This is a genomic window from Bacillus sp. FSL K6-1033 (assembly GCF_038630765.1).
GTDB classification, from domain to species: domain Bacteria; phylum Bacillota; class Bacilli; order Bacillales; family Bacillaceae; genus Bacillus; species Bacillus altitudinis.
Genome location: NZ_CP152041.1, coordinates 882501 through 906353, shown reverse-complemented (window position 1 = coordinate 906353; position 23853 = coordinate 882501). Strand labels below are relative to the sequence as shown.

The following is a 23853-nucleotide window of genomic DNA, read 5'->3' as shown; positions in this document are numbered from 1 at the left end:
GTTCAATGGGAGGTTATTTAGTATTTAAAGGTGTTTGTAACAATTCAATCCCTTTGATGATCTCTTGTTTTGCTTCTTCATCACTTTCCCGCTCAAGGGCTTTTTCGAGTTCTGAAAGCTGCTGACCATCGCCAATTTTACCGATTGCCCAAGCAGCCGTGCCTCGAATGACTGGTCTTGGATCTTTATGCATCAGGTCAACCAAATCTGGCAAAGCAGATGTATCTTTAAAGTGAGCAAGTGCCAAAATGGCATTCCGCTGAATTGGCTTTTTCCCTCGCCATGATCCAGAAACATGACCATACTTCTCTTTAAATTCACGATTGCTGATTGTCAGCAGTGGCTTTAAGAGCGGCTTTGCAATTTCAGGGTCCGGCTCCATTTCAGGATGTAGATGAAAGTCTTTCCCTTTATTAATTGGGCAAACCGTTTGGCACGTATCACATCCATACAACCGATTCCCTATTTTCGAGCGAAATTCGTCAGGTAAAAACCCTTTTGTCTGTGTTAAAAACGAAATACACCTTTGAGAATTGAGCTGGCCTGGATTCACAAGAGCACCCGTTGGGCATGAATCCACACATTTATTACAAGTTCCGCACTGGTCTTCTATTTTCTCATCCGGTTCAAATGGAACATTTGTAATCATCTCAGCCAAATAGACATAAGATCCGAACTCTGGTGTGATAATCATACAGTTCTTTGCACTAAAGCCAATGCCAGCACGTTCGGCTACAGCACGGTCAGACAATTCACCTGTGTCCACCATTGATTTTGTCCGAATATCTTCGTGTTTACTGCGCAAAAATTCTTCAAGCATGTCGAGCTTTTTTTTCAGCACAACATGATAATCAGTTCCCCATGAAGCCCTGCAAAAAATCCCTCTTCTTGCATCCTTTGTACTTCGGGGAGCATCTTTCATTTTGGAAGGGTATGCGAGCGCAATGGCGACAATTGATTTTGCTTTTGGAAGCAGCAAAGCAGGATTTGTTCGTTTTTCGATATCAGGCTCTTCAAAACCGGACAAATACCCTAACGATTCATGTAAGATGAGGCGGTCCTTTAATGAATCAAATGTATCAGCACTTGCAAATCGAATTTTATCGACACCAATTTCATTCGCATATTGAATTAACTCTTCTTTTAATTGTCCAACATGAATCACCTTGCAAACCTCCTTTCTTTGTTTCTTCAGTTGTTTTCAGTATAATACGAGTGTATCATGACCGATTGGAGTGAGTCACTGTGAAGATACAAATGGAAATCTCCCAACCTCAAAGCCCGTCTATCCATGTTGGACAGATTGAATATTCACATATTGAGATAGGAAAATCCCCTCAAATGTTAAAAGGCCGACTGCGACTGTTTCAAGAATCTTTGTTTTTTGAATATGAAGATCAAACTTTGGAAGAAGTACCAGCGATCAAAGAATGGACGAATCTTCTAGAAGGTGTCCCCTTTCTTCCGCTTCTTGCTGATATTCAAAAAGAACAATTTATTGACTCGACCAATTCCGTACAGGATTTGTCGATATTTTTTTCATTAAAATATTTCTTGCCTATCCTTACATTAGATGCCGATCAATTGAAAGGGCCTCTTTCATTATCCAAAAATGAAACTGGTCATATTGAATGGCAGGATGGCGCAGAGCTTAAAGGGTTATTTTCTCAAGCAAGTAAAGCTCAAATTTCTCAAGACACAAAAAGCATTCTTCAAATCATTCTCTTCCCACCATCTATTTCCCGGGAAAAGAGTGAGGCACTTATACAATCCTTGACGAAGATGTTTATACAAATACATGGTGGAGAAAGTAAATATGAACTCATTGAAAAAGCACTGTAGGTGACAGTGCTTTTTACATTATACTGACATAATAAAAAACGCAACACTTCGTTTATCTATGAAACGAAATACTGCGTTATAAACAAAATTATGTATTGGAGCGGGTGATGAGAATCGAACTCACGACATCAGCTTGGAAGGCTGAGGTTTTACCACTAAACTACACCCGCATCAATCTTTTAAAGACAACATCATTGCGTTGACTTTTATTATGTTACAACTTTCTTAACAATTCGTCAAGAGAATATGAAGATTTTTCGTCAAAAAATTTCATATTCTCCATATATATTACGATAGTTATTTGTCTAGCTGCAAATACACCAAATAAGCCTGCTTCACATCTTTTAATTCCTCTTTCAGATTCTTTTCAGAACCTGTTAAACCAGAAAACTCATGGTTCAATCCAGTTGTGATGGTAGTAGAAATTAATTTTTTCTCTCCAGGAGACATGTGAAAAAGATCTGAAGCTGATATCGTTGTGTTTCCTCCCACGTCCTGTTTGAAATCCATGCTAGTCGAGAGTTTCGTTAGTTCGCTTTGCTCTTTATCTTTCCATAAGCTATACGTTACTTTTAACAGATCATCTTTTTCATCTTCTAGCTGGTAGATAAAATTCACACTGTTATCGACGCCATTTTGATGAAGGTCAATGGTGATTTTTTTTGTATCGTCTTTTAATAATTGTCCATCTTTGTAATGCATACCGATCAAGGATACACTTTTATTACTGCCTTTTAGTCCTTTCACTGTCATCGCTTCAAACGGCTTATCTGATAATGCTTCCAAAAGACTTTTTTCATTTTTTGTTAGTTTCATAGGTTCGACAGTTACTTCATCGTGAGTTGCTGTTTCCTTATTTTTCTCTTTTGTAGGTTTTTCTGAGACCGTTTTCTCTGTCGTTGTTGTTTCTGCAGCCTTCTCGCCGCATCCTGCTAATAGAAAAACAGTAAATAAAAGAATGCTCCATTTCTTAATCATTGATATCCCCTTTAGTATTTTTATTCTTTATTATACTAAAATTTGGTTGATTATACAAAAAAAGATTAGGAAAATTCTCCTAATCTTTCACTTTTTTCTGTTTCATGGCTGATAGGAATGCCACAATGAGAAAACTGACAACAAAAATGACAACCATATAAATAAAAAAGTTTGGTTTGATTTGAAACGTAAATGCAGACGAACCTTCCATCTCAAAAGCAAGACTGTTAAATAATAATTCATTATTTGTTTTTGATTGAAATAAGTGATAGAACAGAACACCAATGGTCAACATCGGAAAACCTAAGAAACCTAGGAAACTACCAACAATTGCACCTTGTTTCATTGCCTGAACGTTCATGATCGTTGTCCTCCCATTCCACCAAGCAATAACTGCTTCATAATAGACTTACCATCCCCCATAAACGGAAGAAGGTAGAGTAATTGAATAAAATACGTGATTGAAAAAATGAAAAACCCTGTCGAAATTGGATTTTCTTTTAGAAATAAAACAGTCACAATGATTCCGGCTGCGCCAATAAGCCCCGGCAAAAGCGGACCAAGCAGTGTAATCCACACCTGTTTTTTCTGAAACGGATCTAAAACAGGCCTCACAAATTTCACAGACATCATATCGCTCGCAAAAAAGCCTTGAGGACCATCCCGGCCGGCGAACTTCCGATGTGCATACCCATGTGCCGCCTCATGCAAGGCAGTTCCAGTAATTAATCCAAAATAAATAATCGTAAAATAAATCGCAATGGCTGCAATCGATGGATCAGGCATAAATAAAAAGGCGATTCCCGCCATGATCATAAAGAGCACCCAGAAAAAGATGATTTTGCGCGTCACCATCAGCAGAGCCGTACCCAATATGTGAAGAAATGAATGACCCGTGCAGTCAAATCGCTCTTTCATCTTTACTTGATACTGCTTAAAAAATTGACAGAAGGCTGTGACAGTCCGATATGGCGATTGATAATGAATCGACAGCAAGTGATGCTGATTCAGCCCCATCATCAATTGATAAAAATCACGGGCAATCACAGACTCATCGACCTGAAACAAATCGGCGAGCTCTGCCGTAATACTCGCCTCTGTCCTTTGACCATCCACTTTCGTTAACATATGATGTGCACTTTCGTTAATCGGAAGCGAACTTCCGTACTGCGTATCAGTCAAATGTCTTTTTTGTAAAGTCACATATGGCGCAAGTGCCGGCACCCGCTCAATCTTTAGCTTATTGTTAAGAAGTTGAATCATGTGAATACCTCCATGAAAAACCTTTATATATGGCAAAGATGAGCAGACATTCAAATCCTGCCACAAGCAGCCACTGAAGCATTTGACTCGATTCCCCTATCACATAGTTTCCAATAAATACAATCGGAATCATGATTAAAATAAGCGCTCCAAACGAGAAAATGCCTGTGTATGGATTATTTCGATCAAGGGGCAATAAAATACCCACCACATAAAAGAGAGCCGTTGCATTAACCAAGACAGCAGCGCCAATCAACACGATCCAGATCTGATCCGGGAGCGTCAGTGTTGTGATCATAAATAATACAATTTGGATCACACCAACGAGCAAAAGCCCGAGAAACTTATAAAGAGCCACTTCCCTCGATCTTAGACCGAACGTTTTATACATCCCCAGCATTCGTTTATCATTGCCGAATGAATTAAAAGCTGTTAATCCAGCTAGCGCACATAGGACAAAAAAAGCTTCTCCTTCAAAGCGGAAGGCAAACTGATAACGAACAAATAAAATGACAATAAGGAGGATGAGAAAGTTTAAAATATTTTCTTCATTTCTCACTTGTGACTTTATTTCCTTTACAATGAGTGACCACTTTTTCGAAGATGAAAATGGCAGTTTGTGCAGAAAGGTTAACGCTTTTTTCTCAGCCATAATTGGCATTAAAGCAAGAGAAATAAATGCGCCTCCCGCAGATAATAAGATGAAGAGGATCAACATCGCATAATTCACCCCGTCAGGAGACATCCCTTGTGCCGCTAAGAAAAACGGCGCTGTAAAATACATCAAATGATAATCAAACTGTACATATGATTGCTGTATTTGATTGATGTCGAAATGCGTCATTCCATACGCTACAACTAGCGCTAATAAAACAAATATCGCTGCAAATTTTTGCAATGGTAATTTTAATTTTAGTACGAGTAAATAAGTCACGTTGTAAATGAGCTGAAGCAGTGTTAAGACAAAGAGCGATTGCAACAGCACCATCAAAAAGAATGTAAGAATAAAGAAAATACCGATCCCTTGTGCAATAAAATTAGGTAAAAGCAAGATCCCGATGAAAAATAAAACAAGCCCTGTTACAACTGTCACCATCGGAATGAAGTAACCAAGACTTTTTTGAAAGGTAGACAGCGGAAACCAGCTGAGCTGCATAGAAAAACGATCTTGTTCAGGTGTTCTGACTTTGATCAGCACAAATAACAAGCTTGTAAAAATGGATGCATTGATTGCCATCGACACAACCAACAACCCAAGTGACCGTTCATCTCCATTTAAGAAAGCCTTCATAAAGACACCCGTAAAACTGTATCCGATGATGGCTCCCATTGTGACTGCAAACAAAAAGAATAAGACCACAATGATTCGCTTCGTTTGAGTATCAAAGAGCTTATACATCTCCTGCTGCCACATTTTAAGCATCATTTTAGAAATGATTAATGATTTCATCAAAATGTGCACCCCTATCACTTAACATTGAAGCTTTCAGAAACACCTGTTCCAATGTGCTTGATTGATACTTTTCTTTTAAGGCTGAAACCGTCCCTTCATCCATTTTATTTCCTTTAGAAATAATGGCGATCTTGTGGCACAGCTCTTCCGCTGAAAGCATATCATGCGTTGAAAGCAAGATTGCACCATGGTGCTCGGCATAACGTTTCATCAGTTTCTTTGTGTTTATAACCGCTTCAATATCAAGTCCTCTAAAGGGCTCATCCATGATCACTAATTGACTCTCAAGCATAAAGGCAGCAATCAGCTGTGTCTTTTTTTTCATTCCATGGGAATAGGTTTCAATCGGTCTTGATAAAGCTGTTTCCATATCAAACAATTCAATTAGTTGATTTCTTCTTTGAATTGTTTTACATTCATACATAGAAGAAACAAAATCTAAATATTCAGCACCAGTCAATGCTTCAGGGAGCAGCAGATCATCTGGAACATAGGCGACTTGTTTTTTAAAGGATGGATCATCATTTGTGACATCCTTGATATGAATGGTTCCTTCTGTATGCTTAATGATGCCGAGTACACAGTTAATCATCGTTGTTTTACCGGATCCATTTGGTCCAGCCACAGCAACGATTTGATGAGGGGCAATTTTCAAATGAAAATCATTGACAGCAGTCACGTTATTTTTATACGTCTTGGTTAAATTCTCGATCGTAAACATATAACCTCCAAGTGTCTGCATATTCTTTAAAAACAGATCAGGCTAAACCGCCCGCCACAGACGGTTTAGCCCTGGTGTCTTATCTAAGAAGTAAAAAGATGAATCCTAAGTATAGCTACTTACATTCAATTTGGACTTTTAAGCCACTTTCCCACTGAACGGCTCCTGTAAAGCTACCCTTGCCGTTTGCTAAACACCAAACTGCTGCTCCTAGAACAACTGTTGCTCCCAATCCAAGAAGGACAGCAACAAATACTAAGAACCAAGCTTGGTCCATAATAGCAGGTTCCATAGTGGAATAGTCAACTTGCGGCGCTGCATAAGTCATACTTTTCACCTCCCAGCTTATGATGATCGTATCATAGGCGTCACACTCCAAACATCAACAGAAGATCCCATTTTTGACCGAACATATTTTCGTGTAAAATGTGACTTTTTATTCAATTATTCATGTTCAACTGTATAAATACTCCCTTTTTTACTATTTTTCACCACAACATAAGAACCACTAAACCCATATATTGTCAATAAATCCATCTTTTTTCTGCCTTTTTTCAAATAGTTCATTTTCATCATCTCTTCTATTTAATCTTTCATTTTTTTGAGATAGAAAGAATTCCCCCGATATATCAGATATAAAAGTCCTAATTATATGTCGTTAACACATCAAATACGACATATTAACTGATAATTCCGACAAAAGAGTGAGCATATTTTCCTTCTTCTCTTGTCTCTTAAAATATGTATATACAAGAAAAACTGTTGGGAAAAAAGCCCTTGCCTTCTTCCACAGCACATATCATTTTACTTGCTTCTCTTTCTATAAAAAAAGCAAAGCAGCCCGACAAGTATGACTGCTTTGCTTTCATTTATGAGGAACTTGCAGCAGAGGCTGTATCAGGAAAGTAATTGTTCCCAATAATTTCACCAGCAGGAACGTGTGGTCCTGCATCACCATTTCTTTTAAATGGGAGAAGCGGGAAAACAAGTTCTGCTAAATAATAAGATTCTTCTAAGTGCGGATAACCAGAAAAGATAAATGTATCAATACCTAGAGACTGATATTCTATTATACGTTCTGCTACTGTATGCGGGTCCCCGACGAGCGCTGTTCCTGCCCCGCCTCTAACTAAGCCAATGCCCGCCCAAAGATTAGGGCTAATTTCAAGCTTCTCTTTATTCCCTTGATGTAATTCAACCATTCGTTTTTGCCCTACTGAGTCCATCCCTTGTAAAGTCTTTTGCGCATCATCAATAGTCTCTTGATCTAAATGACGAATCAGATGTTCCGCTGCCTGCCAAGCTTCATCTTCCGTTTCCCTCACGATCACATGAAGTCGAATACCAAACCTCACCGTTCTTCCCTCCTTTTCAGCCTGCTTTTTCACTTGTGCGATTTTCTCTTTTACTTGTGCAGGCGGCTCGCCCCAAGTTAAATAAACATCTGTATGTTTTGCAGCGGCTTGAATGCCTGCTTCTGATGATCCTCCAAAAAAAACGGGTGGATGTGGTGTTTGAGCTGGTGGAAATAACAGCCGTCCATTTTGTGTTTGCAGATGCTTCCCTTGAAACTGAACATTCTCTCCTTTCAATAACCTCTTCCAGATGGTCAAAAATTCTTCTGCTGCCTCATAGCGTTCATCATGAGAAATGAATAGCCCGTCTCCTTCAAGTTCTTCTTTACTTCCTCCCGCTACAACATTGATCAGCAGTCTCCCGCCTGAAAGCCGATCAAATGTGGAGGTCATTCTAGCAGCAACAGATGGCTGCATCAACCCTGGCCGAAGAGCCACAAGAAACTTTAAATGGGTTGTTTCTGCAGCTAAAGCGGCCGCTGTCAGCCATGGATCTTCACAAGATCTACCAGTAGGCAGCAAGACCCCTGTGTACCCAAGCTGATCGGCAGCTTGAGCAATTTGTTTAAAATACGGATAGTCTGCCTGTCTTGCCCCTTTCGAAGATCCTAAATAACGCCCATCCCCATGCGTTGGAATAAACCATAGAATATTCATCATATCGCCTCCTATTATTTTTCACCTTGATAACTTGTGCGCCATTTGAGCAGTCGCTTTTCTAACAGCCGTACAAATGAATCAGTCATCTTACCAACTACCGCAAAGATGATAATCCCTACAAACACTTTATCCGTTTGCGAGAATTGTCTTGCATCCATAATCATGTAGCCAACTCCACTACTCGACCCCATCAATTCAGCCACCACTAAACCAAGCCAGGCAATGCCTAATGAAAGCCTCACGCCCAGAAGAATATGAGGAAGGGCAGCAGGTAAAATGAGCTTTGTGATATTTTGATACAGATTAAACTCTAAAGCGCGAGCCACATCGAAAAGCTTGTTATCTACACTGCGAATTCCTAGAAAAGTATTGATATAGATCGGAAAAAAAGCCCCAAGTGCAATCAATAAAATTTTCGCTGATTCATCAAAACCAAACCAAAGAATAAATAAAGGAGTCACCGCTAAATGAGGAACTGTTCTCAGCATTTGCAAGGTCGGATCTACATACTGCTCGGTTTTCCTAGAAAAACCGACACACAGACCCATCGCAAGTCCTAAACCTCCCCCAAGTAAAAACCCGCATATTGCTCTGTAGAGACTGATGTAAAGATGGCCAAACAGCTCACCGGAACGAATCAACTCACGAAAAGATTCCGCAATGACAGTGGGTGCAGGTAGTACAGTAGAAGAAACGATTTGGGAAGCAGCAGCTCCCTGCCAAATCGCAATGAGTAAAGCAGGTAATACAAGTCCTTTTAACATGATGAAGGATGAAGCTTTTCTCCTTTTTTTCTTCATTCGCTCAGTTTTAGTCACAAGGGCTGGGTTAGATGCAGCTTTCATCAACTCTTCTCCTCTTTCAGCATTTTTTCAATAAACGAATTATCTACCACCTGATTGACATCAATCTTCCGCTGAATCGCCTTTGTTTGATATTGAAAATCAGCTGTATGCTGCTGAGCGTTTATGATCTTCTTAGAAATGGGCTCATTGAGCGGCTCTGTATTGTTTAATACTTGTGTCACCACCTTCTGATCTAATTGTTTCAAACGAGCATAAAGTGTAATGGCTTCCTGTTGATGGTCTTTCTGCCATTTCACCGCTTTGTCATATACTTTTAAAAATTGCACCACTAGTTCAGGGTACTCATCGGCAAACTTGGATCTGACAAGTGTGAATCCAGGTGAATATAAATCGGTCGCTTCTCCATTAACCAGTAGCTTTGCTCCCTTTTCTATCGTTTCAAGTGATAAGAACGGCTCCCAGATCGACCAAGCATCAACTGATCCATTTTCAAACGCAGATATTGCCTCATCCGGCTGAAGCTGAATGATCTGAACATCCTTTGCAGATAAACCAGCCTGATCTAATACTTTGTATAAAAAGTCAAAACCACTGCTTCCTTTGGCAACGGCGATTTTTTTTCCTTTTAAATCTTCTACTTTTTGAATCTCACTGTTCTTATTCACTAAAATCCCATTCGCCTTTAACCCATCCTGAGATAAACCAATTTCCTTAAAATCAATACCTGCTGCCTGACCAGCTATAACAGGTGAATTACCAACCTGTGAAAAATCTAATTGATTGGCGGCGAGTCCTTCGAATTGGGGAGGACCACTTTGGAACTCCACCCACTTGACTTTCACACCTTCTTTTTCAAATGATTGCTCAAACCACCCTTTTTCCTTTGCTAAAAGAAGTGGGCTTAGACTTTGCTGAATCCCAATCCGAATCTCTTTCGGCTTGTCTTCTGATCCATTCGCTGCTTGACCACACCCAGCTAATACAAGGAGGATACCCAGAAAGAGAACGATCCTTTTTTGCCTTTTCATTCAATTTGACCTCCTTAAATTCCTGAGCCATTCGTCAGTAACAGCTCATCTGTTTTCTCAAATTCTGAAAGCACCTTTTGTCTTAAGCTCTGAAAAGCTGTTGACGTTCTATTCCGCGGGAATGGTAAGTTCACGGGAAGGATTTTATGAATTCGACCGGGTCTTGCTTGTAACAGCACAATTTCATTGGCTAAATAAATGGATTCGTCAATATCATGAGTGACAAGCACCATCGTTGTTCTTTTCTCCTGCCAAATATCCAGCAGTACATCCTGTAAGTGTTTCCGTGTAAATGCATCTAGCGCACCAAAAGGTTCATCAAGCAATAAAATCTCCGGATCACGCAGGAGTGCTCTTGCAATAGCAACACGTTGTGACATCCCGCCTGAAAGCTCATGTGGATAGGCGTGTTCAAAACCTTTTAACCGAACAATTTCAATTAATTCATCCACTTTGCGGCGAACAGACGCCTGTTTTAAATTGAAATTGGCAGCGATATTTTCTTCGACCGTCAGCCATGGAAACAAGCGATGCTCTTGAAAGATAAAGCCCTGTTTCATTCCTGGTTCTACCACACGCCTTTCTCCTATCACGATCTGCCCATCATAATCTGTATCAAGGCCTCCAATCATCTTCAGCAATGTACTTTTCCCGCATCCGCTCGGACCAATCACCGTTACGAATTCACCAGGAACGATGGTGAGTCTTACGTCTTCAAGCACTTGAATGGTTTGTTTGTCTTTCCAAAAAGACTTATCCACAATATCAATGGAAATAGTCATTGCAAGTTCACTCCTCTTGTCATCAGATAAATACACAGAAAGGCCCTTATCCCAAAAGTGAGATAAGAGCCTTCGTGTTGTCCGATCAGCTATTCATATTGAGTTGTTAGCACCATTCTAAATCATATTATTCCTATAAATCAACTATATTTTATAAAATGGTTATTTCGACCTTGTATGCTTTTCATCAATACGATCGTAAATTTCTTCTATTCGTTCTTGATTGCTGTAAATCTCATATTTGTTCCGCTCAATCAAAATGTCTAACGTGATATCCAAATGTTTTCTGTATTTTTTTCGTTTTTTCTTTTTCTCCATCTTCAGCTTCCTTCCTGATTAAAATAAAAAAAGGCCCTTCACTCATGCCTGAGTGAACGAGCCTTCGGTTGACCGATCAGCGATTCTTGTTGGTATTTTCAGTATGCTTATGTTAATACATACTATTCCGACATGTCAACTATATTTATTGTTTTTTCAGATTTATCTAAAAAATGATTGACCGGGCAGTAAACAAGATTTATAGTCTTATTAAATATTTCTTATTAAAGTAGTTGGTTTTATCTAACAAAAGGAGGATACACACATGTCAGAAGAACTTCAATTTCGTTTAGAAACAAAAGCAATACACGCAGGTCAAGAACTGGATTCAGCCACCTATTCAAGAGCTGTACCTATTTACCAAACAAGCTCTTTCGGTTTTAGAGATAGTGAGCATGCGGCGAATTTATTTGGACTTCAGGAACCCGGTAATATTTATTCACGTATTATGAACCCGACAAATGATGTGTTTGAAAAACGGATCGCTGAGCTTGAAGGTGGAATTGGTGCACTTGCTGTCTCCTCAGGACAAGCAGCGACCACTTACTCCATTTTAAACATTGCAGGAGCTGGTGACGAAATCGTATCCTCCAGCAGTCTGTATGGCGGCACATATAATTTATTTGCTCATACCTTGAAAAAGCTTGGAATAACAGTAAAGTTTGTGGATTCCTCAAACCTTGAAGAACTTGAAGCAGCCATTACAGATAAAACAAAAGCAGTGTATGCAGAGAGCATCGGAAATCCAAAAGGCGACATTTTACATATTGAAGCCGTATCAGCCATTGCACACAAGCACCATATCCCGCTAATTGTGGATAACACACTTGCCAGCCCTTATTTGTTAAGACCGATTGAATTTGGCGCAGACATTGTCGTCCATTCAGCGACGAAATTCATCGGCGGCCACGGCACATCCATTGGCGGAGTCATCGTCGACAGCGGCAAGTTTCCTTGGGGTGATAGCGATAAGTTCAAAGGACTGACTGAACCAGACCCAAGCTATCATGGCCTGACGTATACGGAAGCAATTGGGGAAGCGGCTTATATCACAAAGGCACGTGTACAGCTCTTACGTGATCTAGGGGCGGCATTATCACCATTCAACTCATTTTTACTCTTGCAAGGCTTAGAAACCTTGCATCTACGTCTTGAACGCCACAGTGAAAATGCATTGAAGACAGCACAATTTTTACAAGATCATCCTCTTGTAGAATGGGTCAGCTATCCAGGTCTTGAAGGCCATGAATCCTTTGAGCTGGCTCAAACTTATTTACCAAAAGGACAAGGTGCCATCCTCACATTCGGCATTAAAGGTGGCAAAGACGCAGGAAAAAAACTCATTGATTCGGTTCAGCTTTTCTCACATCTTGCAAACGTAGGCGACTCTAAGTCACTCATCATCCACCCTGCCAGCACAACGCATCAGCAATTAAGTGAAGCAGAGCAAAAAGCCACAGGGGTGACACCAGAACTTATTCGTTTATCTGTTGGAACAGAAGCGATTGAAGATATTCTGGCAGATCTAGAACAGGCGATTTCAAAAAGCCAGTCTTAACCAAACAAAAAAAGCACACGCCTGTGTGCTTTTTCTTATTGATTAGTGATTGATTAAGCGAATATCTTGGAAGGGATAAAACACGAATGATGTTGTCCCTTGAATGTCACTCTTTGTAAAAAGACCTAAACCATTGCGACTGTCCATTGAGTTTTGGCGATTGTCACCCATGACAAAGTACTTTCCTTTAGGGACTGTAAGAGGACCAAAGTCAGGTGTCAGCAAGGTGCCATCTGCGGCAGCTTTCTTTTTGTTTGATGCTAAATAAGGCTCCGCCACTTTTTGACCGTTCACATATAGCTGGTCATTTTTCATTTCGATTTTATCACCAGGTAAACCAATCAATCGTTTCACATAGTGAGTACTGCGGTCTTCCCCATCAAGAACAATGATCTGTCCGCGTTTATAATCGCCGAAGTAATCGACTGTTTTATTCACAAACACCCGCTCTGTATCATGCAGTGTTGGTTCCATAGAAGTCCCCTTCACAATATACGGTGCGAATAAAAAGTTACGAATGATAAAAACAGCAATAAATGCGATTAAGATGGCTTTGATCCAGCCCCATAATTCTGATTTCTTTTTTTGTGTTTTTGTATTTGTTGTCATAAGCTCCTCCTGAAATCCCCTAGGACAAAATGAGTTATCGCCAGCTGACCGCTGACGCCACGCTTGTTTCTCCCTAAATATAAACATATTTTGCCAACAAATCAAGCTGTAAGAGAGAAAAAGGCAAGCACCTTTCTGTGCTTGCCCAAAACTCAGTTAGTTAGCAGAAGAATCCGCTTCTGTCTCTTTGTTTGTTTTACCATAGAAATAATCAGATGGATTCACTGGTTTAAAATCAGATAGCTTATGGAATCGAAGAAGATCCCTGTACAGTACTTTATCTGACAGGCTTAACTGATTATCAACACGGGCTTTAATCGCTTCTGTCTTTTTGTTTTGTTTCACCACTTTACCCGTTTTTGTATCGTAGACCGTATTATCTACAAGGGTATATTTTGGTGTCACATAGTTTCCGTTACGGAATGCAACAGTTTGATCATGCTTCTTAGAGAATAAATCTGTTCCAAAATTCACGTACTCATTTGAATCAATACCTTGTAAGTGAAGGAGCGTTGGCATCACGTCTACTTCACCGCCATACGTATGATTCACGCCGCCTTGTTTCCCAGGGATACGAATCATGAGCGGTACACGCTGATTTTGTGCATTTTGATATGGCGTAATTTCTTTCCCTTGAATCTCACTCATTGCACGGTTATGGTTCTCAGAAATTCCATTATGGTCACCATATAATAGAATCACTGAGTCTTTATACAGACCCGATTTTTTCAAGTCCTTAAAGAATTGTTCTAATGACTCATCCAAGTATCTCGCTGTTTGGAAATAATTATCCACTGTTTTATCGCCAGTTGTTGCCTTAGCGATTGTCGCATCTTTCTCATCTAAATTAAATGGATAATGGTTGGTCAATGTCATTAAGTGTGCATAAAATGGCTTTTTCATTGATTCTAACATTGGGATTGATTCTTTAAAGAATGGTTTATCCTTCAGACCCATGTTTACAAGGTTTTCTTCATCCATGTTGTAATAAGATGCATCGAAGAATTGATCAATTCCCATATGTTTATAAATCGTGTCACGGTTCCAGAAAGATTTATAATCCCCGTGAAGCACTGCACTCGTATAGCCTGCTTTTTGATCTAAGATGGCAGGAAGTGATTGGAAGGTATTTTCACCTTTTGTCACAAACGCTGCACCCTCTGGCAAGCCAAACATACTATTATCCATCATGAGCTCAGCATCAGAAGTCTTCCCTTGACCAGTCTGGTGGAAGAAGTTATCAAAATACGTAAAATCTTCTTTTCCATGAGCTAGTTTGTTTAAAAACGGCGTCACTTCTTCTCCATTTAACTTGTAGTCAATTAAAAATGACTGGAAGCTTTCTAAATGGATTTTGATGATGTTTTTTCCTTTTGCTTGACCAAAGTATTCTGCATTTGGTTTCGCATAGTGAGAGGTCGTATAGTTCACGACATCCGTTAAATCATCACTACTCGCATTTGCTACCTGCGTTGCATTTTGTGCGGTTTGCACGCCGTCATAAATCGCATAGTTATAAACACCTAAATATTTCACAATATACTTATGATCAAATGTTCTCGTCAATAATTCTGGACGATCTTTTTCAGCTAAGTGTAGGTTAACGAAGAACAGTCCAACACCTGCAGCCACAATCAGCAGTGCGAAAGTTTTTTTCATTTGGAACTTCTTCACTTCTGGTCTCCAAATGACAATGGCAATTAAAATGATGATATCAAGGAAGTACAAAAGGTCATGCGGCTTAATACTTGCTAACACACCACCGGTCATACCTCCCCCAAGATTACCGGCTTGTTTCATTGTCGGGAATGTTAAAAAATCATCAAAGAAACGATAGTACGCTACATTCGCATATAAAAGTGCGGTCATAATAAAGTCAATGACAATTAAAACAATGGCCGATTTACGCCCCTTCAAAAAGAGAGCAAGTCCTAAAAACACGATGGCTGAACTGAATGGATTTAATAAGAGAAGACCCTCTTGAAAAGATCCCTTCACTCCTAAATTAAAGTCCATTTTGTAGGCTGTGTACGATTTTGCCCAAAATAGAAGAACAGCCAAAACAAAAAAGCTATATTTGTTCGCAAATATTTTTTTCATAAAACCTCTTCTTTCTTATTTTCGATCTGATATAAATGAAATCATAAAAAATTTACATTGATTTTGCAAATGTAAATCTTCTGCACCAAGCATTCCGATGCTCTTTTCTCCGCAGGTTACATGTGCTCCTTTAATATAACGAATAAGAAGCATCATAAGTTTCAAAAAAAATACGAGTAAATAAAAGGAAAAATATCCATTTACATTAAATTTACTGCCGCTTCATGTTTCAGAGAATGATGAAGGTTTTGTAAATCACTCAGTACTACTTTACTTTTTTCATCTAATCGTGTCAAAGTAATTATAAAGAAAAGGAAGAATCACCTAGGCTTTTCGACTCACTTAGCCAAATTTATACAAAATCCGAACCGATTTGCTTTTTTATTGTGACTCAACCTCCAGCAATCCATGTATCCTCTCTGTTGCCACAAACCTAAAAAACAGTTTTAAGCAAAAAAAGCTTGATTTCCCCTGCCAATGTACGGTGTGATAAAGGTATAGCTCCATCAAATAAATCAAGCTGGGGGACATCCTATGAAATCAAACAAACAAATCAACATATTTGAACAAAGATTCTCAGAAGAAGTGATAGACATCATGGCTGTTACAGGACCTTCTGGAGTCGGCGCAGGAAAAGCAGGAAAAGAGACTCTTTGGACTGCTTCAATCCCGCTCATTGCATGGAAGGAAAAAGACCGCATCATAAACGAAAAAGTGAGACTGTGCTGGTTAACAGATGAAAAGGGATTACGAGAAAAACAAGCGCAATTACATAAAGAATCTATCGTCACACTTCAAGTACGTAAAGGTGAAGGTGAATTTATGCTCGTTTCACTTGTTGATACAGATACTGAAGATAAGGAACTTCAAGAAATATTAGAAGAAGCTCAACAACCTATCTTTTACCACGATGACAAGCTGGGTACCTTTGAATTAGTGAAAGGACTAGACTTATTTGAAACAACCATACAGTGGGGCAATGAGGAGTGCCTTCTTTACTTCAATCTTGAAGAAGAGGAAGAAATGAATGACTCTCTGAAAACGGCTAGACAACTCGTAGTAGAACAGACAACATGGGATGCCTCCATGAAGTCATATGCAGCAAATCAGCTGATTGAACTAGCAAAAGATTGGCAGGAACAAGACGACTCCGCTGAACATTCAGAAGAGATCACACCGGATCAATTTATCAGCCGCATCTCTCTTGAAAGCCTCCATGCTTATCCAAATGGAGAATTCGAAGCCTACTATCATGACGGAGATTTATTTTGGGGACATGTCATCATTGTCTCTGGCAATATGAATGGAACGTTTCAAGATGCACACATTGCTGGCTAAAGAATGGGGGATGGATAAATGAAGATCAAAGCTTTTGACGAATTAAATCAACTAGGAAAAACACCTATTGTAGCCAAAATAGGCGGGTTTCGCCCTGATCCTTCTAAGTACAGCTGGTTTGCTGGTCATTTTTTCATCCAACGTGATAAAGGGTGGCCGGCAGATCAAGATGGAGCTATGATTCCCATTTTACAAATGTATTTACCCGAAGTACCAGGGGGAATGAACGGCTTTGATGAATGTAAGATGATTCAAATTTTCATCAACAAGAAAACCCTTCCGATCGATATCGCCAAAAACGGTGATGGCTGGAAACTCATTGAATATTCATCAATGGAAGGATTAGAAATCGCTGAGACCCCTGAAGAAGTAAAAGGAATTAAGCCTTTCCAGATAGAGTGGCTCGAAGGGGAACAACCGGATTATCCATGCTGGGAGGAAGCTTGGTCATACGTTGACTTATCAGAGGTTAATGAAAGTGAAGAAGCAACAGATCATTTCTTCGAGCATTACTCAAACTACTCGTTCACAAAAATCGGTGGATACGGGGCTTACATCCAATCTCCTCCCCACCAGATGTCAGGAGAATTCATGCTACAAATCGCTTCAGAAGAAAAACCTCGGTTCATGATTGGTGATAACGGCACGATGTATTTCTATTACGACAAAGACAATAAAGAATGGTTCATGCACTGGGATTGTTTTTAAAACCAATTGTATGGAACCATTCCCCTTTCTAAAGGTAATAAACGATATGAAGGGGGCCGGTAATATGGGATTCATTTTAGACATCTTCAATCTTGCTCTGTATATCCCTTTTTTACAGGTAGATGAAGATGATATATCACGAAATGCAGCACAGCTAAAAAAATACAGCTGGTTTCAAGCGTTATTAAATGATCAAGGAGTCCGCCGTGTAATTGGTCAATTTAAGACGAGTAAACTCCATAAGAAGCCATACAACATCAGATGCGAACGAAAGGTACAACAAGCCATACACCGTGCCATGTCAAAACACGGAAAGATCCGCACTTAGCTGTGGCTCTTTCCGTACAAATGTAATAAATCCTTTTGAAGAAAACAATTGACGCTCGGACAACTCTCCCCGTATATTATGTATAAATCCATCTTTTTTTAGAAAAGGGGGCCTCACATGCGCTTGTTTAAGAACTGGAGAAAAAAGCAGCACAAACAGCCGATTACTTCAGATACGCAAGAAGACAGCATCCCAATTAATTTTTCCACCCTTCCCTTTGGCACAGACACCATAGATGATTTTTTGTTCAACTTAGACCTAACCTCAAAACTGATAGATCCATACAAAGAAGCAGACACGAACAAATAGAACCTAAACTTTCGTGAACCCTCATCCAATATTGGATGATTTTTTTATACTTAGAGGAAGGTGTACCCCCTATGAAGACATATTATTTCGTCAGACACTGTCAAGCAGATGGACAATCCGAGGATGCGTCTTTAACGCCTCAAGGCATCACACAATCGCATGAACTCGAACAGTTTTTTTCCGGCATTCAGCTCAACCACATCATCTCAAGTCCTTATAAACGAGCGATTCAAACCGCTGAGCCCCTTGCTTATGCCAAACAAATAAAGGTACAAATTGACAAACGTCTCTCTGAACGTAGGTTAAGCAGTCAACCAATGAAGGATTGGTATGAAAAACTAAAGCTCAGTTTTTCGGACTTGCATATGACCTGTGAAGGCGGAGAGTCGAGCCTAGAAGCGATGAATCGTATTGTAGAGGCACTCTATAAACAAATAAAATTAGGAAGAGATCATACTTTATTCGCCACTCATGGCAATATTATGAGCCTGCTTCTAAAACACGCCGATCCTGCAATTGGATTCAAGGAGTGGAAACAACTAAGCAATCCAGATGTCTACATCCTGAAATATTTTAAACCAGACCATGTAGAAATAGAAAGAATATGGCATAAATAAAAAAGGCAGGGTTGACCCCAGCCTTTTTCTTATGAAAAACAACTATTGGTGATAGTAAAATGTCTGTACCCACTCATAGGGCTTCTTACGATCCGCACACCATTTCACAAAGCCTCTTGTCTCCGTCTGCTGAAATTCCTTCCAGTCCGATAAAAGCTGGTTATAGTAGACTGCTAGTTTTTCAACATTGCTTTGAACATTTTTATCTTCGATCAGTTTCATGACATCTTGAATCCCTTGAATTCGCTCATGATCTTTCTCATAGGTGCTTAAATAAAGATCTTCATGTATATGATGAAACGAATACCACAAAGCCGAGAAATAGGTTTCGCAAATTTGAACAATCACTCGCTGCTCTTTGCTGCCTCCCATCTCTAATGCCTTCAATAAATAGGGCAGCTCTTCCCCCTGATGCACAAACAAGCCTTGCCAGCGATACGGTCTCACATCCATTGGATCAATATTTTCCCACTCTCGAATAACAGGATGGATCACCCCATGTACCAATGGATACACAAGCAAATGATGACCATCCTCAAAACGTTCAATGTAATCAAACAGCCAAACAACAAATGAACGCCGTGCTGTAAATTCGTTCTTATTCATCTCTTCAACAAAAGACTGAAGAACCTTTAACGCATCTTTACGCAGACCCTGTTCTTTTCTTACACAGTACTGTCTAAAAAGCGGATAATCATGTGAGCGCTCATCTTCAATAATAGTCTGTAATATCGTCTTCATTTGCAAGGTAACAACTCCGCCTCTTTACATTCATTTTATTGAACTATTATAACCAATTGTAACATCCACATGAAACTAGTAAAAAGATGAGTTGTCCTTTTTCTTTTATAAAACCCTTGGCATCCTCAAATCCATTCTTTTCTGTGTTCATGAATGAATTGTATGTCTTTTTGATAATGTTCAAGGTGCCCGTCATGAATCATTTTTTGAAAGGCTCTATCCCCTTCATTCGCTTTTCGCTTCATGTATTGACATAGACCTTCTAAACGCAGCAACACCATGTCCACATAATCTTCTGGTATTTCCTCACCATAAGCTTCAAAAAACAGTTTGACTCTATACTTTATATGGGCTGCATGCTCTAACGAATGATAATTTACGACCTCCCCTGTTTCAGTACGAAAAAACCTACTGAGAGGGACACAAGTATAGAGAGTATATGCAATATCCCAAAGCTTTGGACCAGGGGCGGCTACATCAAAATCAATGATTCCCACTGGCTTTTTATTTTTGAAAATGATGTTGTACATCGCAAAATCATTATGGCACACAACCTCTATGTTGTTAGGGGTATTGTCCATTCGTTCCCAATCGTCTGAAATGGGAAAATCACTAACAGCATCATGATACAGTTTAAGCATTTTCGCTATTTCTTTTAAAGCATTGTGAGAGCACATGTATTCTTTTAAGGGATCATGACCGGCCACACCTTCAATGAAGGACAAGATCTCTCTACCTTTTTCATCAACCCCTAAAAACTTTGGAGCATAGGAGAAATTCTTCTTTTCTAAATGCTTTAGTAGCTTTTGTATATTCATATTGTCTGACTTTACCTCTCTGCGAACCGTATCTCCCGAACGATATACGTTCGAGACATTTCCACCTGTCAATAACTCTTCATGATCATTTTGTTTTTTCATAAATTCTCCCCCCAAAATAGGTCACAATGATGATGCCAGCTAAAGATGTGTATGTACCCACAAATATTCATTTAGTTACACAAAGGTAATTCACTGTTTTATGTGAATGCGCTAATCCATTTTGTTTCCTTATATGGTTAAATGTATCGTACCAAATGTTGCAAATCATCTAAAGTTTATTCTGTTAAAAGTAGTACATGCTCATTCTCTTCTAATAGGATTCTATTTTCATCTAAATAACTCATTTAAACCACAAAAAAACGTTTCACCACGAGGGTGAAACGTTGGGTTCACGGTAAAAACCAAACTTTTAATAGATACCGGTGGCCGGAGTCGAACCGACACTCCGTGATAAATGATTCCAAAAAGGCAAGGTATACCCGCTTAAAGTAAAGCAGCCGTTAATGAAATAAGAATTAAAGTTCTTCTTGATATATTGCTGATTTTATCGGCTTTAAAGTCAAAGGAATTTTAAACTCATGAATACTTTCAATATGATTAAAAAAATGATCTATATCGTCATAATCCATTGACCATTCTTCTACCACCTTTAACTTTTTTAACTCGCTTGTTGGTTTAAATAAAAATTCACAGTGCAGTTGTTCCATGTGAGAATAATCATCTTCTTCATAAATTGTAAACTGACGTACAAAATCAAGATGAAATAGTTCCTCTCTTGTAAAATCATAGACACCACACTGAAATAAAATTTCTTTATCTTCTTCGCCCTCAACGGTCTCCTTTGAAAAAGCCTTAAATGTTTCCCAAACCTTTTTTATCTCATCGGTATCTTCACCGATGCTATCTTTAAGATAACTTTCAGCATTTTTAACCGTAATCATTACAACACCTCCTATGTACAATTGATCCAATCCATCTTCAATTGTCCTGCCCCTTTAGTTTAATCATAAGGTAACCATCAATAAAGTAAAAGTTAATCTCCTTTGAACACAATTTGAAGTAATTTTTTCGTGTGAAAAATCAGCTAAACAACAAATAAAAAAAGCCCTCCTACAATATGTAGAAAGACGTTTTAAACGTTAATATTCCTTAATTCTTCTGTAATTGACGATTATAAAGAATATCTTAAACTAGATACAGTGGCAGGGGTCGAACCGACACTCCAGAGGAACACGATTTTGAGTCGTACTTGAACGTCTGAACCCTTGAACCATTGGTATTATGCTATTTATTCAACATTTCTTAAAATAAAGATGCTAACAAATTAGATTTTGCATAGCATATTCCTTCTTATACACTAATACATCCGATGCATTACATGTTACTCGTTTCCCTTGTATATCCCAAGAATGAGATATTTCATCACGAACATACTCATAAGCAAGTTTTGTCTTTTCAATTTCAGTTTGAGCCGGAATAAAAAGTTCATCTGCATTAGACCTAATAATAGGATTAGTATAACTGACTTGGTTTAATTCAAGCAAATAATCTTATGTTTTTTCACTTTCACATATCAAATGCATGAAATTTACCCTCCAATCGATAATTTTTTAACCAAGTTTTTTCATCATTGAAACAATTTTTATACTTAAACCATTTGGCTTATGTACAACTTCCTCATCGTAGATGCTATACCCCACTGAACTATACAATTTTATGTTTCTAATCACGGTCATACGAACTTTGCAAAATATACTAGTTAATTCTTCTTGTACTGCATAATTTTCTAAAAAACTTAATAATTTTTTGGCAATACCATGACCCTGCATTTCTGGAATTACTGATAGTCTATAAAAATATAAACTATCTTCTTTTATTTTAAATCGAACCATTCCAACTGGCTGATTATCAATATAACAAATTAAACTCCTCTCTCCTTCTTTTAAGGCAATTAAAACGGATTGCACAGTTTCCTCCAAAGCACTTGAAGGTGGCACTTCGTCCTTATACTCCATAAATGCCTTTATCATTAAATCATGTATTATCGATGTATCTGATAAATTAGCAAACCTTATCTCCAAATATATGTCCCTCCTTTAACATTCTTGTTTAATGACAGGTACGTACACGATATTTTTATAAGAATCGTATTGAAGATAAATAAAAAACGTTCCTTACAAAGTGTAAGAAACGTTGATTTCATCGTATTTACTACCGATGATATAGATACCGGTGGCCGGGGTCGAACCGGCACTCCGTGAGGAACACGATTTTGAGTCGTGCGCGTCTGCCAATTCCGCCACACCGGCATGATCATTAAAGAGCGCAACTTATAATAAATAAAAAATGGTGCCGAGGGCCGGACTTGAACCGGCACGGTAGTCACCTACCGCAGGATTTTAAGTCCTGTGTGTCTGCCAATTCCACCACCCCGGCAGTCTTTTCAAAAAAGGCGACACCCGGATTTGAACCGGGGATAAAGGTTTTGCAGACCTCTGCCTTACCACTTGGCTATGCCGCCATAATTGGAGCGGAAGACGGGATTCGAACCCGCGACCCCCACCTTGGCAAGGTGGTGTTCTACCACTGAACTACTTCCGCATATCAACTGGGCTAGCTGGATTCGAACCAACGCATGACGGAGTCAAAGTCCGTTGCCTTACCGCTTGGCTATAGCCCAATAATAAAATGGGGCGATTGATGGGAATCGAACCCACGAGTGCCAGAGCCACAATCTGGTGCGTTAACCACTTCGCCACAACCGCCATAGATGTTATGAATCATATAATTGGCAGGGGCAGTAGGAATCGAACCCACACCGGAGGTTTTGGAGACCTCTGTTCTACCGTTAAACTATGCCCCTATGAAAATAAAAATGGTGGAGGGGGGCGGATTCGAACCGCCGAACCCGGAGGGAGCGGATTTACAGTCCGCCGCGTTTAGCCACTTCGCTACCCCTCCACATTTGAAAAACAGTGCCGGCAAGAGGACTTGAACCCCCAACCTACTGATTACAAGTCAGTTGCTCTACCAATTGAGCTACACCGGCAAATAGTGGTGGCTCGGGACGGAATCGAACCGCCGACACACGGATTTTCAGTCCGTTGCTCTACCAACTGAGCTACCGAGCCAAGTATTCTTTTTAAAAAATGGCGGTCCGGACGGGACTCGAACCCGCGACCTCCTGCGTGACAGGCAGGCATTCTAACCAACTGAACTACCGGACCAATAAAGATAAATTTGGTTGCGGGGGCAGGATTTGAACCTGCGACCTTCGGGTTATGAGCCCGACGAGCTACCGAACTGCTCCACCCCGCGACGATATAAAAGATATGGTGGAGGATGACGGGCTCGAACCGCCGACCCTCTGCTTGTAAGGCAGATGCTCTCCCAGCTGAGCTAATCCTCCGAATAAAATGCTGGTATGTATTTCTATAAAAATGGTGACCCGTACGGGATTCGAACCCGTGTTACCGCCGTGAAAGGGCGGTGTCTTAACCGCTTGACCAACGGGCCCT

The 23853-nt window shown here is 39.6% G+C and carries 26 protein-coding genes and 15 tRNA genes; 7 read left to right on the top strand and 34 right to left on the bottom strand.

What is annotated here, in order from left to right:
- Positions 1–13 precede the first annotated feature (13 nt).
- The gene (queG, locus tag MHH31_RS04560; protein ID WP_026050065.1) at positions 14–1162 is read right to left on the bottom strand and encodes a tRNA epoxyqueuosine(34) reductase QueG; all 1149 of its coding nucleotides are present in this window, start codon (positions 1160–1162) and stop codon (positions 14–16) included.
- 83 nt (positions 1163–1245) lie between these two features.
- On the opposite strand from queG, the gene MHH31_RS04555 reads away from it, so the two are divergent.
- Positions 1246–1842 (top strand): hypothetical protein, encoded by a 597-nt coding sequence (locus MHH31_RS04555; RefSeq protein ID WP_017360378.1) that lies wholly within the window; start codon positions 1246–1248, stop codon positions 1840–1842.
- Positions 1843–1938: 96 nt separating this feature from the next.
- Here the strand turns inward: MHH31_RS04555 and MHH31_RS04550 are convergent.
- The 13 genes from MHH31_RS04550 to MHH31_RS04490 all read right to left on the bottom strand — a co-directional run bounded on the left by MHH31_RS04550 (position 1939) and on the right by MHH31_RS04490 (position 11206).
- A tRNA-Gly gene (locus MHH31_RS04550) sits at positions 1939–2012 on the bottom strand.
- 127 nt (positions 2013–2139) lie between these two features.
- Positions 2140–2820: a hypothetical protein gene (locus tag MHH31_RS04545; protein WP_342495330.1), complete on the bottom strand. Its 681-nt coding sequence runs from the start codon at positions 2818–2820 to the stop codon at positions 2140–2142.
- 79 nt (positions 2821–2899) lie between these two features.
- Entirely contained in the window at positions 2900–3181 is a 282-nt protein-coding gene (locus MHH31_RS04540; RefSeq protein ID WP_138278314.1) for a hypothetical protein, read from the bottom strand.
- Entirely contained in the window at positions 3178–4083 is a 906-nt protein-coding gene (locus tag MHH31_RS04535) for a PqqD family peptide modification chaperone (RefSeq protein WP_342495329.1), read from the bottom strand. The genes MHH31_RS04540 and MHH31_RS04535 overlap by 4 nt, the downstream gene beginning before the upstream one ends.
- The gene (locus MHH31_RS04530; RefSeq protein ID WP_342495328.1) at positions 4067–5533 is read right to left on the bottom strand and encodes a hypothetical protein; all 1467 of its coding nucleotides are present in this window, start codon (positions 5531–5533) and stop codon (positions 4067–4069) included. Before MHH31_RS04530 ends, MHH31_RS04535 begins: the two co-directional genes overlap by 17 nt.
- Entirely contained in the window at positions 5511–6257 is a 747-nt protein-coding gene (locus MHH31_RS04525; RefSeq protein ID WP_041507552.1) for an ABC transporter ATP-binding protein, read from the bottom strand. Before MHH31_RS04525 ends, MHH31_RS04530 begins: the two co-directional genes overlap by 23 nt.
- 115 nt (positions 6258–6372) lie before the next feature.
- Positions 6373–6585 carry a hypothetical protein gene (locus tag MHH31_RS04520; protein WP_003211695.1) on the bottom strand — a complete coding sequence of 71 codons (213 nt, stop codon included), beginning with the start codon at positions 6583–6585 and terminating at the stop codon, positions 6373–6375.
- Between the two features lie 116 nt (positions 6586–6701).
- Positions 6702–6824, bottom strand: coding sequence for a hypothetical protein (locus tag MHH31_RS04515; RefSeq protein WP_283938908.1), 123 nt, complete (start codon positions 6822–6824; stop codon positions 6702–6704).
- Between the two features lie 302 nt (positions 6825–7126).
- On the bottom strand, positions 7127–8269 hold the full coding sequence (gene ssuD / locus MHH31_RS04510) for an FMNH2-dependent alkanesulfonate monooxygenase (RefSeq protein ID WP_047947124.1): 1143 nt from the start codon (positions 8267–8269) through the stop codon (positions 7127–7129).
- A gap of 14 nt (positions 8270–8283) precedes the next feature.
- A complete protein-coding gene (locus MHH31_RS04505) occupies positions 8284–9072 on the bottom strand; it encodes an ABC transporter permease (RefSeq protein ID WP_225310416.1) in 789 nt (262 codons plus the stop codon).
- A 44-nt stretch (positions 9073–9116) separates the two neighbouring features.
- Complete coding sequence (locus tag MHH31_RS04500; protein WP_041093314.1) at positions 9117–10106, bottom strand: aliphatic sulfonate ABC transporter substrate-binding protein; 990 nt, start codon at positions 10104–10106, stop codon at positions 9117–9119.
- Positions 10107–10120: 14 nt separating this feature from the next.
- Complete coding sequence (locus MHH31_RS04495) at positions 10121–10888, bottom strand: ABC transporter ATP-binding protein (RefSeq protein WP_096881168.1); 768 nt, start codon at positions 10886–10888, stop codon at positions 10121–10123.
- Positions 10889–11050: 162 nt separating this feature from the next.
- Positions 11051–11206 (bottom strand): FbpB family small basic protein, encoded by a 156-nt coding sequence (locus tag MHH31_RS04490; protein ID WP_034647783.1) that lies wholly within the window; start codon positions 11204–11206, stop codon positions 11051–11053.
- Between the two features lie 265 nt (positions 11207–11471).
- Here MHH31_RS04490 and MHH31_RS04485 point away from each other — a divergent pair, with 265 nt between their 5' ends.
- Positions 11472–12764 (top strand): homocysteine synthase, encoded by a 1293-nt coding sequence (locus MHH31_RS04485; protein WP_019743963.1) that lies wholly within the window; start codon positions 11472–11474, stop codon positions 12762–12764.
- 42 nt (positions 12765–12806) lie between these two features.
- Here the strand turns inward: MHH31_RS04485 and lepB are convergent, their stop codons facing one another.
- Both lepB and MHH31_RS04475 read right to left on the bottom strand, forming a co-directional pair.
- Positions 12807–13373: a signal peptidase I gene (gene lepB / locus MHH31_RS04480; RefSeq protein WP_039170157.1), complete on the bottom strand. Its 567-nt coding sequence runs from the start codon at positions 13371–13373 to the stop codon at positions 12807–12809.
- 156 nt (positions 13374–13529) lie between these two features.
- Positions 13530–15473 carry an LTA synthase family protein gene (locus MHH31_RS04475; protein ID WP_007497007.1) on the bottom strand — a complete coding sequence of 648 codons (1944 nt, stop codon included), beginning with the start codon at positions 15471–15473 and terminating at the stop codon, positions 13530–13532.
- A gap of 534 nt (positions 15474–16007) precedes the next feature.
- Here MHH31_RS04475 and MHH31_RS04470 point away from each other — a divergent pair.
- The 5 genes from MHH31_RS04470 (at position 16008) to MHH31_RS04450 (ending at position 18773) form a co-directional block, all read left to right on the top strand.
- Positions 16008–16811, top strand: coding sequence for a DUF2262 domain-containing protein (locus MHH31_RS04470; RefSeq protein WP_342467900.1), 804 nt, complete (start codon positions 16008–16010; stop codon positions 16809–16811).
- Between the two features lie 18 nt (positions 16812–16829).
- A complete protein-coding gene (locus MHH31_RS04465) occupies positions 16830–17519 on the top strand; it encodes a DUF1963 domain-containing protein (protein ID WP_047947338.1) in 690 nt (229 codons plus the stop codon).
- A gap of 64 nt (positions 17520–17583) precedes the next feature.
- The gene (locus MHH31_RS04460; RefSeq protein ID WP_135009125.1) at positions 17584–17847 is read left to right on the top strand and encodes a hypothetical protein; all 264 of its coding nucleotides are present in this window, start codon (positions 17584–17586) and stop codon (positions 17845–17847) included.
- A 117-nt stretch (positions 17848–17964) separates the two neighbouring features.
- Positions 17965–18156: a hypothetical protein gene (locus MHH31_RS04455; protein WP_024719924.1), complete on the top strand. Its 192-nt coding sequence runs from the start codon at positions 17965–17967 to the stop codon at positions 18154–18156.
- A 71-nt stretch (positions 18157–18227) separates the two neighbouring features.
- Positions 18228–18773 (top strand): histidine phosphatase family protein, encoded by a 546-nt coding sequence (locus MHH31_RS04450; protein ID WP_338704836.1) that lies wholly within the window; start codon positions 18228–18230, stop codon positions 18771–18773.
- Between the two features lie 42 nt (positions 18774–18815).
- Here MHH31_RS04450 and MHH31_RS04445 read toward each other — a convergent pair whose 3' ends face one another.
- From MHH31_RS04445 to MHH31_RS04360, 18 genes are all read right to left on the bottom strand, one after another.
- A complete protein-coding gene (locus tag MHH31_RS04445) occupies positions 18816–19520 on the bottom strand; it encodes a hypothetical protein (RefSeq protein WP_135009127.1) in 705 nt (234 codons plus the stop codon).
- Positions 19521–19639: 119 nt separating this feature from the next.
- Positions 19640–20434 (bottom strand): phosphotransferase, encoded by a 795-nt coding sequence (locus MHH31_RS04440; protein WP_024719921.1) that lies wholly within the window; start codon positions 20432–20434, stop codon positions 19640–19642.
- Positions 20435–20850: 416 nt separating this feature from the next.
- Positions 20851–21276 carry a hypothetical protein gene (locus tag MHH31_RS04435; RefSeq protein ID WP_144678986.1) on the bottom strand — a complete coding sequence of 142 codons (426 nt, stop codon included), beginning with the start codon at positions 21274–21276 and terminating at the stop codon, positions 20851–20853.
- A 669-nt stretch (positions 21277–21945) separates the two neighbouring features.
- On the bottom strand, positions 21946–22416 hold the full coding sequence (locus MHH31_RS04430; protein ID WP_024719919.1) for a GNAT family N-acetyltransferase: 471 nt from the start codon (positions 22414–22416) through the stop codon (positions 21946–21948).
- 146 nt (positions 22417–22562) lie between these two features.
- A tRNA-Leu gene (locus MHH31_RS04425) sits at positions 22563–22644 on the bottom strand.
- Positions 22645–22682: 38 nt separating this feature from the next.
- Positions 22683–22771, bottom strand: a tRNA-Leu gene (locus MHH31_RS04420).
- A 14-nt stretch (positions 22772–22785) separates the two neighbouring features.
- Positions 22786–22856: transfer RNA gene (locus MHH31_RS04415), tRNA-Cys, on the bottom strand.
- 5 nt (positions 22857–22861) lie between these two features.
- Positions 22862–22936 (bottom strand) — tRNA-Gly (locus MHH31_RS04410).
- A gap of 7 nt (positions 22937–22943) precedes the next feature.
- Positions 22944–23015: transfer RNA gene (locus MHH31_RS04405), tRNA-Gln, on the bottom strand.
- A 9-nt stretch (positions 23016–23024) separates the two neighbouring features.
- Positions 23025–23100, bottom strand: a tRNA-His gene (locus tag MHH31_RS04400).
- A 24-nt stretch (positions 23101–23124) separates the two neighbouring features.
- A tRNA-Trp gene (locus tag MHH31_RS04395) sits at positions 23125–23198 on the bottom strand.
- Between the two features lie 13 nt (positions 23199–23211).
- A tRNA-Tyr gene (locus MHH31_RS04390) sits at positions 23212–23296 on the bottom strand.
- 15 nt (positions 23297–23311) lie between these two features.
- Positions 23312–23384, bottom strand: a tRNA-Thr gene (locus tag MHH31_RS04385).
- Positions 23385–23390: 6 nt separating this feature from the next.
- Positions 23391–23466 (bottom strand) — tRNA-Phe (locus MHH31_RS04380).
- 19 nt (positions 23467–23485) lie between these two features.
- Positions 23486–23562, bottom strand: a tRNA-Asp gene (locus tag MHH31_RS04375).
- A 14-nt stretch (positions 23563–23576) separates the two neighbouring features.
- Positions 23577–23653, bottom strand: a tRNA-Met gene (locus MHH31_RS04370).
- A gap of 15 nt (positions 23654–23668) precedes the next feature.
- Positions 23669–23744, bottom strand: a tRNA-Val gene (locus tag MHH31_RS04365).
- Positions 23745–23776: 32 nt separating this feature from the next.
- Positions 23777–23851: transfer RNA gene (locus tag MHH31_RS04360), tRNA-Glu, on the bottom strand.
- Positions 23852–23853: the final 2 nt, after the last annotated feature.